Genomic DNA, 13,106 nt, shown 5'->3' on the forward strand with positions numbered 1-13,106 from the left:
GCCTACACCGTCATTAAGTTTGAAAATCGAGGTATAAATCGATTTTAATAGGCATCTATCGCATACCGAAATATCCGTGAAAATGAAAACGAATACCAACAGACGTTCAGTATTAAAGAAAATAGTCGCCGGAGCCGGGCTTTCCACATTACCACTTTCGGTGAGTCAGGTATTTGCCGCATCGGATAAGGCACTTGGGCCGGAACTTAAAGGGAAAATTAACCACTCGGTTTGTAAATGGTGTTATTCCAAAATTCCATTGGAAACATTTGCGCAAGAATGTCAAAAAATCGGTTTGAAATCAATCGAATTGCTCGGACCGGAAGAATGGCCGATACTGAAAAAATACGGTCTTACTTGCGCTTTGCCAAATGGTGCAGGCATGGGAATCGAAAAAGGGTTTAACGACCCGAAAAACCATGATGCGCTGGTAAAAAGTTATGAAGAGATTTTCCCAAAACTTCAGGCAGCGGGATATACAACGGTTATCTGTTTTTCAGGAAATCGCAATGGGATGTCCGATGTTGACGGTATGCGTAACTGCGCAGAAGGTTTGAGGAAACTGATGCCTTCTGCTGAGAAACACAATGTCACGCTAATCATGGAGCTTTTGAACAGCAAAGTGAATCACCGGGATTACATGTGCGATCGGACAGAGTGGGGTGCAGGTCTCTGTGAAATGATCGGTTCTGAAAAATTCAAACTGCTTTATGACATTTACCACATGCAAATTATGGAAGGTGACGTAATTGCGACGATCAGAAAATACCATAAGTATATCGGACATTACCACACAGGCGGAGTTCCGGGCCGGAATGAGATAGATGAAACGCAGGAATTATACTATCCGGCGATCATGAAGGCGATTGTTGAAACCGGTTATAAAGGATTTGTCGCGCAGGAGTTTATTCCTAGCCGTAAGGATGATATTGCTTCGTTGAAACAGGGGGTGACGATTTGTGATATTGGTTGAAAATAATTGAGTATGTATTAATAAAAGCCCGTCTGATGCATTGTTGCGAGACGGGCTTTCATTAATTACAGCTAAATTCATTCATGCAGATTTCCGATTTTAATGAATTATGGAGGCGCATAAAGTATTTTGCCAGAAATATAATGTTTTCACCGCCGGTAGTTTCTAACGCCTCAACTAGCCATCATTCTGATATGATATTGTGTAGAGAAGATATGAACTCATTCCTTTGGCTTGTTTCAGCATAGGAATTGAATAGAATTACCAGGGCCGAATTATTCTCCTCGTTGATGAAGAGCCAGCTGTTAAACCCACCTGTGCCACCATTATGCCAAAAAACTCGTTTTGTTGAATTTTTCTTAGGTGCTGACAATACCCAGGCCAAACCTGACTCGCCGTCAGCGTCTTCAAAAGCTTTTTGATGTGACAGTTTAATCGCTTTACCCAATGTATTTTCAGGCGGCGATAAATTGGCATTGGCGTATAAAAGCAAATCTTTTACAGTAGATTTAAGTACGCCCGCGCCATTAAAAGCGTTCATGGTTTTCCAATAGTCCGTTTCTTTTCCGTTGGCATATCCTTTACACCATCTGGTTACATCAGTATCTTCGAAGTTGACCTTTGTATCGTTCAAATGCAACGGGTTTAAGATTCGATTCGTTATCAGTTCATTATAATTTACTTTATAATGCCTTTCAAGAATATTTCCCAGTATAGCAAAGCCTGTGTTGGAGTAATTTGATTTGGTAAAAGGCGTAGATTCAAGTTGTACATTATTCAAATACTGGTATAGTTTTTCGTTACCATAACCTTCATATTGCTCAATAGCGGAATAATTATTTGGCATTCTCGGCAGACCAGAAGTATGCGTTAAAAGATGTTTAAAATTTACTTCGATTCCGTTTCTTTGAAGTGTAGGCAAGTTTGAAGGCAGATAACTTCTGATCGGAGTGTCGATATCCATTTGTTCGTTCAGAAGCATTTCCGCTACGGCGATGGCTGTAAAGGTTTTAGTGATAGAACCAATTTCAAAAAATGTATTTTCGTCAGGTATGATAAGATTCCCCTGTGCGGTTTCACCATACCCATAGAAATTAGTTTTACCATCTTTTAAAATTCCAATAGAAATACCCGGACAGTCCAGTTTTTCGAAATTATCAGTAAAGATCTTTTGCACTGTTGAATCCAATTTCGATTGGAGCGGATTGTTGGTCAAAGTGGCCGGAATAATTACTTTTTCATTGTCCTTACAGGAAATCAAAGCAAAAAACAAAACCAATAAAATAATTCTCATAAGTTTAAAAATTGCACGTTAACCCGATTGAGGCTGATCTTTTAAAGCCCAAAATGCTACCATCATAACTTCTGTCCAGTTTTATGAACGATAGGGCGGCATACGGACTGATTGAATAATTGGACCTTCTAATGAATTTCCAGCCAACCCTTCCTCCAAACGAAGGCGATACCTGACCTCGAAATTTTCCCTTATTTTCAAATTCTCCATAATCGTTATACTCATAACGGTCAAATGCCAATTTTGTGAGCACATGGCTAATTCCAATAAATACTCCTAATTCCAGCCTTTATGAAATATTCAAGTTATAATCAATGGATACGGTCTGCAATAGACGCGTCTGAATATTAGTATCCAGCAAAAAGCCAATTTGGGGAGAAATGGATATTTGATGTTTATTATTACCCAGTATTTGCCAGCAGTAAAAGGCATTAATACCTTCTCTGTTCCGGCCTCCTTTGGCTCCTGCCACCCCGATACCGTAAGACTTGTATTCTAAACCCAACTTTTGCCTGCCGCTGATCTGACCTTGACTTTCCTGAGCCTCGGACTGAATGCTTATAAATACGAGAAGGAAAAATATAGCAAATAACCTTATTGAGCAACGTTTTACCATTAACATAGTGTGTGTTAGATGAATTAGAAAGCCAGACCAAAACTAACGAAAAGAATATTTAAAACTATTATTACAGAAGTAATATAAACTTAAGATAATTTTAGGTATTGATACGAGAAGCGGATTTATTTTTAAATTGATCGATTGGAAATTAACCTTGTAACTTTTTTATCAATGGCATCTTCACCTTCTTCAAGCCCTACGTGTTTTGCCATGATTTTTCCGTTTGCGTCTACCATTATCCAAACTGGAACTGCATTTAAATCATATTGCTTGTCTAATTTCACATACGAGCTGTCACGTTTGAGAAGCAGCTGTTGCCACGGCATTTTTTCCATTTCCAACGCTTTTTTCCAGGCCTCATCGTCTCTGTCGATGGATACACTGACAATATTGACGTCTTTACTGTTACTTTCGAATATTTTCCGGATCTGAGGTATTTCCTTTCTACATGGACCGCACCAGCTTGCCAAAAAAATTATCAGATTATCTTTATTTTCATCAAGAATTGAATCTACCGGTGAAAGATCAGAATTGAAAAATGCTACGCTTGCCGGAAATAGATCTCCTTCAGGATTTTTATATCTGATATGCTGCACTAATTGTTGATAGATAGGAAAATCATGAACCGATTTATCCCATAGATGTAATAAATTAGCTATTGGTTCGTCAGAAAATTGTTTCTTTTGCCAGTTCAGCTGATGCAGCAAATAGACAGAGTTAGGGAATTTCCTGATTAAACCTTTATTGTATTCAGCTGAATTGTGGTCTTTGGATGATTTGAATTGCGGAAACCGGTAGGATGCCTCAGTCTGCTTGTTAATGTTGACAAAAGTAAGTTCAATTGCTTCCTTTTTCCGCATATTAGAGGTCTTGTTGACTACGAAGTTCATTGCTCCCTTTTCGGCATAGAAGGTGCTCATGAATGTTTTATCCTTAAATGGATTATAGAATCCTAACATCCAAACAGGATGATTTTTATTACCGGTTGCATATAACAAGCTGGCTTCAAAAGGAACAGCGATATCTTGAGCACTGGTTGATAGTATAAATTTTCCATTTTTCACAATGGCTGAATCCAAAAATTTCCTGGAAGATACTTCTCCGAGATAAACTTTCTTTCCCTCTAGAAACGACTGTGTGTTTTGGAGATCAACATTTACAACACACCGATCTTCTTTAACACAACAGCTAATAACAATTGTCATACTGAAAAAGAGGGCAATTCTCGAAAACACCCGCATGGACCGATTTTCCCAAATAGCAATTTTCATAAGTTTCATTATTAAGTTCAATACAATATAAAAATATTAAACTATATATACAATTTATTTATATATAAATATTAAGAAGCGTTTTTTTAATAGAGAAAACAATGGTTTTTCCAATATTACATCATCTTGATATTCGTGAATTGCCGTTTCAAGACCATTACATTAAAAAGCGTAAAAACCGCACACGAACCCGCGGCAGTTTTTACGCTTTTCGACAAACATCCAATTTAGTCCAGGTTATCCTCGTCTTTGGCAGGTTTCACCTTCCTGCGTTTTTCTGCCCATAAATATAGCGGTGGCAAAAGGATTGGAGCAAAGATTAAGGTACTGGTCAGACCACCGATGATTACAGTCGATAAAGGTCTTTGAACATCTGAACCGATTCCTGATGAAATGGCTGCTGGCACCAAACCAATAATTGCGACTACCAATATCGACAAAAGTGCCCGAAGTTGGTTAGTAGATGCCGATAAAACATTACTCCGCAGATCGTTATCTGGGTTCAAAGACGCCCGGTTGAGTGCAGACACCAGTAGTACACCGGCCATGACCGAAATTCCAAAAATACTTACAAAGCCGACGCCGGCAGAAACGTTAAAGTAGTAGCCACGTATCAGCAAAGCAACAATTCCACCACCAAGCGCGAAAAGTATACAGCTCATAGTAACCATCGTGTGAGCCAGGTTTTTGAATAACATAAACAAGAACAGGAACACCATCACAATGGTCAGCGGAATGGTGAATGCCAGTTGTTTTCCCGCACGTTCGAGGTTTTCATACTGACCGCCGTAAACAATACTGTAACCTTTTGGAACATGCACCTTGGCATCCAGTTTCTTCTGCAATTCCGCCACGAATCCGCCCTGATCACGTCCGCGAATGTTCGTTCTGACGGTTACCATTCGTTTGCTTCCGTAGCGGTAAATATTCGTCTGACCTTCTATGAAATGAATATCAGCCAACTGATTCATTGGTATCATAGCACCGGTTAATGACGGAATTTGAAGGTTTTTAATCGCATCAATGGAGTTTCTGTACTCTGGCAGGAAACGCACAACAATGTCATAACGCTTCGTACCGTCATACAAGGTAGAAATGGTCTTGCCACCGATTGCTGCTTCGATCATATTCTGGATATCGGCGACATTTAGGCCAAAACGTGCAGCATTCTGGCGATTGATGTTGATTGCCAGCTGATCCTGAGGACCTTCCTGTTCTATGTTTACGTTTTCCGCACCGGTAGTTTGTTTTACAATCGCAGCAATACTATCCGCTTTCTGGCGCATCATGGTCAGATCATCCCCGACAATCGATATGGCCAGGTCGGCCGCGCTTCCCGTTACGATCTCCATTACCTGATCAATAATTGGCTGACCGGAAGAGAAAGCAACCGAAGGTAACTGAGCTTGGAGATCCTTTTTAATTTTATCGACAAGCTCCTTTTTGGTAATTGTCTTGGCCCAAAGATCGTAGTCTTTCAACCCGATCAGAATCTCGTTCCGGTTGGCAGGAAATGGATCCGTACCATCATCATTCCGGCCCGACTGGGTAATTACAAACGATATCTGCGGATATTTTGCAATGATACTTCTAATCTTCGGCGCATAACTTGCGTTTTCCTGAATGGTGATACCGGATGCAAAATTTCCACGCAGAAAGATAGAACCTTCGTCCAGAGTTGGAAGAAATTCAGAGCCTAATTTAGCGCCGCACAGAACTAAAACCATCACAACAGCAAACCCAATTAAAACGGCGGATTTGTAATGTGTCAAAAAATTGGCAACTGTTTTGGCATAAAGGTTCGTCAGTCCGTCAAGAATAAAATTCTTGTGTTCCTTCATAGGCTTGTCCGGATTCGCCAATTGTTTCTTGTAAGCGAAGGAAATTAACACTGGTATAAAAGTTAACGCCGCCAGCATTGAGCCGATAACCGCGAATGCGAGCGTTAAAGCCATAGGAGAGAACAATTTTCCTTCTACCCGAGTCATTAGTAAAATTGGCATGTATGCCAGGATAATGATGGTGACCGAAAAGAAAATTTCACGACCAACTTCCTGCGCGGCAAGCAATGTGATCTTCACAATCCCCTGTTTTTTCTCCTCAGCCGTTGCGGTCCTGTATTTTCTGATCAAATGTTCGGCCATTACACAGGCCCCATCCACGATGATACCAAAGTCAATCGCGCCGAGCGAAAGTAGGTTGGCAGGAATACCGGTCAGACGCATCAAAATAAAAGCGAACAACAAGGAAAATGGAATGGTGAGCGCAACAACCAATGCACTTCTGACACTTCCCAGGAAGAAAATCAATAGAATAATAACAATCGAAATTCCTTCAAAGAGGGTATGGGCAACGGTTTCCAGAGAGTGATCGATCAGGAAACTTCTGTCGTAAAGTGGTCGTAAAGTAACGCCTTCCGGCAGCTCGCTTCCCTGTAAATCCGCCATTCTTTGCTTTAATACTTTCAATACTTCGCTCGGGTTTTCATAACGGCGCAGCAAAATAATTCCCTCAACGCCGCCACTGACGTCCACGCTGTCTTTTGTAATGGTATAGCCCATCACCCCACTTGGTGGCGGCGGTGTAATTTCCACAGTCGCCACATCACGAAGAAATACCGGGACGCCATTTTGTGATTTTAAAACAATATTCTGAATATCATTTTCATTCTTAATCGCACCCAAGCCACGAACAGCGAAACCCTGTCCGCCGCGAGAAATAATATTTCCTCCGGTATTCTGGTTATTTGCATTTACGGCATCCATAACGTTTTGTAAAGACAAACCGTATTTTACCAGTTTTTGCGGAGAAGTAAGAATATGGAATTGTTTCAGTGGCCCGCCAAATGTTGTAACATCTGCAATCCCAGGAACTTGCAGCAAAGCAGGCTTGATAACCCAATCCTGCAAATCACGTAATTGCGTTGGACTAAAAGTTGGTGGCGCTTCCACAACATAACGAAGAATTTCACCAACGGCCGTTGATAGGGGAGCAAGTTCGGGCGCTACACCTGCCGGCAACTCAGCGGCCGCTACTCGTTCCAAAACCTGTTGTCTGGCAAAATAATCGTCTGTTCCGTCCTTAAAAGTAAGCTGCACAACAGAAAGTCCAAAAATTGTCCGGCTTCTGCGGTCTAAAACATTAGGCGTATTTTGAAGCGCACGTTCAATCGGAACCGTAACCTGTTGCTCAACTTCCTCAGCTGCACGGCCCGGATATTGAGCGATCACAATTACATTGGTATCTGCGATATCGGGATATGCCTCAATTTTAAGCTGTGTAAAACACCAGTATCCGATACCCATCAAGACAAAACTGATGGAAATGACCACCCATCTGTTTCGTAAACTAAAAAAAAGCAAGTTCTTAATCATCTAATTCCATTGGTCTACGTGATGTGTAATAATAAACCCGCTTTTTACTTCTTTTCGAAGCTTTGTTAAAGCTGATTTTACATTTTCTTCTTCGTCTATGAATGTGATCAAAACGGGCGTTTCGTCAAAACTAAATAAGTCATATGGCCTGTTCAGGTGTTTCGTTTCGTCATAGCCTAGTCTTCCGATGAACACGGTTGCACCGCGAATTTTCTCTTTCATGAGTAGTTGCATGATGTACTCATATAGCGGCTGCTCGCGGAAAAACTGATCTTTTCCGATAAATATTTGTGCTTGTAACATGATTTCTAACTGGTTTTAGTAACCGAACGAAAGTCCTTTCAACTGCATAACGCCTTTGATCGCTACGGAGTCGCCATTATCCAATCCGGAAAAAACGATAATCCGGTCGCCAACCTGATCGCCGATGTTAACCTCTTTACGCTGAAAGCCGTTAGCTCCCTTTTTCACAAAAACATAACTTTTTCCCTGTATCGTGATCAACGCATCTTTATTGACACTTATATTCTTCCCTTCACTGACGCCGAACCCAACGGTTCCGAACATACCCGCTTTAAGTTTTCCGTCCGCGTTATTCATACTGACACGAAGCTTAACCATCCTCGTCGTCGGATCTACCATATCAGCAACATTATCAATGATCCCTGTAAACTTGTCATTTGGAAAAGCAGTGAATTGTACTGTACACTGCCTTCCGTTTTGAATTTTACTTATTGCATTTTCAGGAATATCGCAAGTAATATAAGCCGTTCCCGTCTTCGCCTTACGCAACAAATCTGCCTGAAATCCACCTTCTTTCAATTTGGTTTCGTGCTCAATTAATGCGGCTCTTTCATTGGACAGATTGGTTTGTTCCATCGACATTGCCGTCTGTGCGTCTAGTAAATCCTTACCCGTAGCGGCGCCGTGTTGCTGCAAATCCTGAACGCGACTTAATTCAATTTTCCGCTGTTTTATATTTACATTTTGAATCTGATTAATTGTAATCAAATGCTGGATAAGCTGGGTATAACTGCCGGCAAGATCCGGATTTTGAAACAAAACAATATTCTGAGACGCGCCTTCATTGGACCTGACCACTGTCGCTGAGACCGTCGCTGGAGCTGTTATGTCAGCAGTCAAGGAGCTGCTGCCAATTGTTTCGGTTTGAAAAAATTTAACACTTTCGGCTTTTGGAAATTCTATTTCCGCGCCGTTTTCGGTAATCTTCGGTTCTATATTTTCCACCTTCTCGGTTTTCTCAGCCTTTTTCTCGCAGGAGAAAAGCAGTATTCCAAACAGCCAGCCGTACTTAAATAAATTCTTCATGATGTTATTGCGCGATTTGATTAATGATCCCCGAAGCATACAATAGTTTAATGTAGCTCTGACGGTATCGTTGTAAGGTTTCGTAGTATTGTTGTTGGGTGTCCAGCCAGCTTCTCTGTGCTTCCAAAAAATCGATAATCGTCGTTCCGCCGCGCAGATATGAATATTTGACATTGTTTAAAATCGTCTGAGACTGCGCCAGCAATCCGGTAAAATTTTGAAGATTCCGCTTCTGGGTTATGTAACTGCTATATGCCGTTGAAATCTCACTTTGAATCAGCGATTGTGTTGCCAGCAAATCCTGTTCGGCCTGTTGTTTCAATACATGAGATTTTTTTATCTCGCCCTGGTTACGGGAGAAAATCGGAATGGCAATGGTTCCATAAACACCAAGGTAAGGCACGCCGTTCTGTGGGTTAAAAATTGCACCTAATTCAGGAACAGGAAGTGCCATTGATTTTTGAAGTTTTATATTGGAATTCGCAACATCGATTGTCGACTTCAAAGTCTGAATATCACTGCGCGACTGTAATGCCTGTTGTAACAAATCATCAACATTCGCAGGAAAAACAAACTGAAAATTATCGGTCGTGTCAACGTTTATATCTTCCTGAATGCCCATGAGATATTTCAGATTTACAATCTCATTTTTATAGTTTTGATCGGCAGACTTCATTTGAACATTATACTGATTTGCAAGAAGCTCGGTTCTGGCCAGATCGGTCGTCGTGATCACCTGATTTTTCAAACGTACTTTATTGATATTCACCAAAGTATCTATATTACTTTTAGCAATATTTAATATGTCAAGTTGTTTACGGGCCGACCATACGTCCAGCCATTTGCTTGCTACATCCTGAAATAAATTTCGTTCCGTTTCAGTGTACGCTTTCTGGTTAAGAATAACATTCTGATTGGCATAATCAATTTTGTTCTTTCTTAACTGCGGCATTTGGAACGGCTTGGTAACCTGCCACCAGACCTGGCGGTTCAAGTGATTGGACCAATTGCTATTATCCGGAAATTTCGAAGCTTTGATCAGTTGTAAAGACTGATTGTTCAAGACAGGGTTGGGACGTAAACTTGCCGTAATAATATCTGTTTCAGCAACATTTACATTAAATTGTTCCCTTTTCAAATTTGGGTTATTCGTTTTTGCCGCCTGCAAAGCTTGTTGCAAACTATAATTTGTCTGGGCAGATACCGTTTCAAAAAGGCAAAACGTGATAACGATGGCGGTACTTAGGATTTTAAAATGCATCTCCTTCTTATTGATTGCTAATATGATAGCAAAAGTGCATTTACTTCGTAAGAAGCACCGTTAGAGAACTCATAGAAAATTATTAGAAAAAAATTAGAGCGTTAATATCAGCCTTAGAAGCGTAGGAGAGTGGTTCGCAATAACAGCCGGTCAGGTATATACTTTTAAAGGTGGGGGAGTGTTACCATGAAAATTGTCCCTTCACCGATTTTTGAGGTTACCGAGATAGTACCTTTATGGAGGGAGATAATCTTCTGGGTGAGGGAGAGGCCGATACCATTTCCCTCAGCAAATTTTTTATTAGTTCCCCGAAAAAATGGAGTGAAAATTAATTTTAAATCTTCCTCAGAAATTCCAATTCCATGATCAGAAAACATTAAAATGATATTATTAAAATTAAAATTTATATTTACCGTAGTAACCGGATTGTTGGAAAACTTCCCTCCGTTCTCCAACAAATTTGAGAATGCTACATTCAATAAGTACTCATTCCCCACTACTGAAATTTCATTATCGTATTCGAATTCGTTTTCGTAACGTATGTCAATCAGGTACTCAGGAATCTCCTTTTGCACCTTCTGTTTTGCATCGAGCAATACTTCATCTATCCTAACCTCTTTAAACCCTATTTCCTGTGGATCGAAACTTGCTTTTGCAAAATCCAGCAAACTGTCGGAAAGCTTGGATAATCGATGCGCGTCAATCAAGGTATTATTGATCACTTTCTGATATTCTGCTATACTCCGCTCCTTATAAGTCGACAATTCTAATTCCGTAATCAGCACTGCTAACGGTGTCCTCACCTCGTGAGAAATATTTGAAACAAACTGTTTCTGAGCATCAAAAGAATTCTCCAGACGATCCAGCATTTGATTAAAAGTATCGGCCAGTTCCGCCAGCTCATCCTTTCCTTCCGCATGACTTAGCCGGAGATCCAGATTTGAAGCAGTTATAGTTCTCACGTTGGCAACAATTTCTGTAACGGGAAGTAATGCCTTTTGCGAGAAAAATCTTCCCGCCGCATAGATCAAAACAATTGAACAAATGAATACCAGCCATATCGTTTTGCTCAAATTTCTTAATTTATTATATCCATATTCATCGTAAGCAGACGCTGTCAAAATATAGTTTTTTCCTTCATAAGAAAACAATAAACCGACGACCTGCCAGTCATTCTGATAAAAACGGATAGATTTTTTCGCTCTGATACGATTTATCATCTGTTTTGTTTCCTTTACTTCGTCAATCTCTGCGGCATCGTGATATAACAAATTAAACGATGTGTCATAAATCGCAACCTGCACTTCGTTGATCGTTTCCCTGTTGTTTTTATAGATGGTCTGCAAAGTATGTGCATCCACCTTCGCCTCGAAAAAAAGATTCCCTTTCGTAAGTGTTTCCTGATGCAGCCTTTTAAAAAACTCGTTTTCACGACTCTGATACGCCGAATAGTATACCAATGCTGCGAAAACTGAAAGGATCGTTGCAGTCAATACAGTAAAAAGAATACTTAATTTCGTACGTATCTTCATGACCTAAGTGGTTTGGATAACAGTTGACTTCCAGCCAGTATTGTTCTTTTCTACAATATGCAAACCCTCGCCGGTGCCGTCAAATCCGCCAATTATTTCGCCATCAACATTCCAAAACGAACTTCGTCCAGCCGCTTGCATTCCATAAGACATACCTCCAAAATTCGACATTAACACATTCATAATAAACATGTTAGCATAACTTTGTAGATCCGAAAGCCCTTGTTGAATTCCATTGGGCGTGTAAAAAATACTGGCTATGTAAAGTGAGCTATTCAGTGCAGCGGCTTTTGCCGGATGAGCCGGATTGGTTATGTCCGCACAGATAGCCAGGGAAATAATTTCGCCTTCCAGATTAATCAAAATGTCACTATTAATGCCTGGGACAAACACGATTTCCTCACCATCATGGAGATATTGTTTCGTATAAATCCGTTCTGGCTGGTTTGGTTCAAGAACGAACATTCCAATATAAAGTCCGGATTCCAGAAGGATAGGGGCTCCCGCCAGAATAATGATATTCCTATTAGAAGCCAGATTTTTAAGCTTATCCAGTCGCGCATCATTTTTTTCAAACGACAGTTCGGCAGCAAATTCGCGCTCATATCCGGTGAGTGACATCTCGGGAAATACAATAAGCTGAGCTCCATGATCTGCAGCAAGATCTACGAGCCGATAATGGTCTTCCAGATTTTCGGTAGTACTTTTTCTTTTAGGAATCGTTTGGGCAGCTGCGACGATCATGATCTTGCGGGTAATAAAATTATAATTCTCCTGTTCTAAGAATAAATCCCATCCCAGGTTTTGTATGGATTAATTTTTGTTCAAAATTCTTGTCAACTTTCTTTCGAAGATAATTGATATATACATCAATGAAATTCGTCCCGGTATCAAAATGCGTATCCCAAACCTTATCAGCGATTTCCGTCCTTGACAAAACGCGTTCATTATTTTGCATCATATATTCCAGCAACTTGAATTCCTTCGGAGTCAAAACAATTTCAACTCCCGAACGCTTCACGATTTTTGTTTTGTCGTTCAATTCCAGGTCGGCATATTTTAAAATATAATCCTGGCGTTTCGCATTGACCGCACTACGTTTTGTCAGAGCGCGTAACCTTACATGCAGCTCTCTAAAATCAAATGGTTTCACCAGGTAATCATCTGCACCTGCGTCAAAAGCTTCCACTTTATTGTTGGTTGTTCCGAGAGCGGTCAACATTAAAATGGGTATATCCGGTTTTACACTTCGCACTTCCTTGCATAAATCTATTCCATTGATGCCTGGCAAAATTATATCCATGATTATCAGATCGTAATCATTTTGAATGGCCATGTATTTACCTGTCAGGCCGTCAAAGGCGAGGGTTGTTGTATACCCATTATCATCCAATCCCTGTTTTACCAGAATTGCCAGCCTTTCTTCGTCTTCAATGACCAGGATATTCATACA

At 40.5% G+C, this 13,106-nt stretch carries 12 protein-coding genes; 1 reads left to right on the plus strand and 11 read right to left on the minus strand.

Annotated features, from left to right (window positions below; all coding sequences use genetic code 11):
* Positions 1 to 82 precede the first annotated feature (82 nt).
* On the plus strand, positions 83 to 973 hold the full coding sequence (locus tag AC1XUO_RS08190) for a hydroxypyruvate isomerase family protein (RefSeq protein ID WP_483329280.1): 891 nt from the start codon (positions 83 to 85) through the stop codon (positions 971 to 973).
* Between the two features lie 184 nt (positions 974 to 1,157).
* Here the strand turns inward: AC1XUO_RS08190 and AC1XUO_RS08195 are convergent, their stop codons facing one another.
* The 11 genes from AC1XUO_RS08195 to AC1XUO_RS08245 all read right to left on the minus strand — a co-directional run bounded on the left by AC1XUO_RS08195 (position 1,158) and on the right by AC1XUO_RS08245 (position 13,103).
* On the minus strand, positions 1,158 to 2,267 hold the full coding sequence (locus AC1XUO_RS08195; RefSeq protein ID WP_483329281.1) for a serine hydrolase domain-containing protein: 1,110 nt from the start codon (positions 2,265 to 2,267) through the stop codon (positions 1,158 to 1,160).
* A gap of 4 nt (positions 2,268 to 2,271) precedes the next feature.
* A complete protein-coding gene (locus tag AC1XUO_RS08200; protein ID WP_483329282.1) occupies positions 2,272 to 2,520 on the minus strand; it encodes a hypothetical protein in 249 nt (82 codons plus the stop codon).
* A gap of 36 nt (positions 2,521 to 2,556) precedes the next feature.
* Complete coding sequence (locus tag AC1XUO_RS08205; RefSeq protein WP_483329283.1) at positions 2,557 to 2,889, minus strand: hypothetical protein; 333 nt, start codon at positions 2,887 to 2,889, stop codon at positions 2,557 to 2,559.
* Positions 2,890 to 3,014: 125 nt separating this feature from the next.
* Positions 3,015 to 4,157, minus strand: a complete 1,143-nt coding sequence (locus tag AC1XUO_RS08210; protein ID WP_483329284.1) for a thioredoxin-like domain-containing protein — start codon at positions 4,155 to 4,157, stop codon at positions 3,015 to 3,017.
* Between the two features lie 227 nt (positions 4,158 to 4,384).
* The gene (locus AC1XUO_RS08215) at positions 4,385 to 7,531 is read right to left on the minus strand and encodes an efflux RND transporter permease subunit (protein ID WP_483329285.1); all 3,147 of its coding nucleotides are present in this window, start codon (positions 7,529 to 7,531) and stop codon (positions 4,385 to 4,387) included.
* The gene (locus AC1XUO_RS08220; RefSeq protein WP_483329286.1) at positions 7,532 to 7,834 is read right to left on the minus strand and encodes a DUF190 domain-containing protein; all 303 of its coding nucleotides are present in this window, start codon (positions 7,832 to 7,834) and stop codon (positions 7,532 to 7,534) included.
* A gap of 15 nt (positions 7,835 to 7,849) precedes the next feature.
* Positions 7,850 to 8,860: an efflux RND transporter periplasmic adaptor subunit gene (locus AC1XUO_RS08225; protein ID WP_483329287.1), complete on the minus strand. Its 1,011-nt coding sequence runs from the start codon at positions 8,858 to 8,860 to the stop codon at positions 7,850 to 7,852.
* Positions 8,861 to 8,864: 4 nt separating this feature from the next.
* Complete coding sequence (locus tag AC1XUO_RS08230) at positions 8,865 to 10,121, minus strand: TolC family protein (RefSeq protein ID WP_483329288.1); 1,257 nt, start codon at positions 10,119 to 10,121, stop codon at positions 8,865 to 8,867.
* A gap of 164 nt (positions 10,122 to 10,285) precedes the next feature.
* On the minus strand, positions 10,286 to 11,653 hold the full coding sequence (locus tag AC1XUO_RS08235) for a HAMP domain-containing sensor histidine kinase (protein WP_483329289.1): 1,368 nt from the start codon (positions 11,651 to 11,653) through the stop codon (positions 10,286 to 10,288).
* A gap of 3 nt (positions 11,654 to 11,656) precedes the next feature.
* Complete coding sequence (locus AC1XUO_RS08240; RefSeq protein WP_483329290.1) at positions 11,657 to 12,397, minus strand: carbon-nitrogen hydrolase family protein; 741 nt, start codon at positions 12,395 to 12,397, stop codon at positions 11,657 to 11,659.
* A gap of 19 nt (positions 12,398 to 12,416) precedes the next feature.
* Positions 12,417 to 13,103 (minus strand): response regulator transcription factor, encoded by a 687-nt coding sequence (locus tag AC1XUO_RS08245; protein WP_483329291.1) that lies wholly within the window; start codon positions 13,101 to 13,103, stop codon positions 12,417 to 12,419.
* Positions 13,104 to 13,106: the final 3 nt, after the last annotated feature.

The organism is Dyadobacter sp. HNCC25DJ186, assembly GCF_056895235.1.

Coding starts and splice junctions, on each gene's coding strand:
- AC1XUO_RS08205 (WP_483329283.1), bottom strand. CDS start 2,889: ATGTTAATGGTAAAACGTTGCTCAATAAGGTTATTTGCTATATTTTTC.
- AC1XUO_RS08195 (WP_483329281.1), bottom strand. CDS start 2,267: ATGAGAATTATTTTATTGGTTTTGTTTTTTGCTTTGATTTCCTGTAAG.
- AC1XUO_RS08245 (WP_483329291.1), bottom strand. CDS start 13,103: ATGAATATCCTGGTCATTGAAGACGAAGAAAGGCTGGCAATTCTGGTA.
- AC1XUO_RS08210 (WP_483329284.1), bottom strand. CDS start 4,157: ATGAAAATTGCTATTTGGGAAAATCGGTCCATGCGGGTGTTTTCGAGA.
- AC1XUO_RS08235 (WP_483329289.1), bottom strand. CDS start 11,653: ATGAAGATACGTACGAAATTAAGTATTCTTTTTACTGTATTGACTGCA.
- AC1XUO_RS08225 (WP_483329287.1), bottom strand. CDS start 8,860: ATGAAGAATTTATTTAAGTACGGCTGGCTGTTTGGAATACTGCTTTTC.
- AC1XUO_RS08220 (WP_483329286.1), bottom strand. CDS start 7,834: ATGTTACAAGCACAAATATTTATCGGAAAAGATCAGTTTTTCCGCGAG.
- AC1XUO_RS08240 (WP_483329290.1), bottom strand. CDS start 12,397: ATGATCGTCGCAGCTGCCCAAACGATTCCTAAAAGAAAAAGTACTACC.
- AC1XUO_RS08230 (WP_483329288.1), bottom strand. CDS start 10,121: ATGCATTTTAAAATCCTAAGTACCGCCATCGTTATCACGTTTTGCCTT.
- AC1XUO_RS08190 (WP_483329280.1), top strand. CDS start 83: ATGAAAACGAATACCAACAGACGTTCAGTATTAAAGAAAATAGTCGCC.
- AC1XUO_RS08215 (WP_483329285.1), bottom strand. CDS start 7,531: ATGATTAAGAACTTGCTTTTTTTTAGTTTACGAAACAGATGGGTGGTC.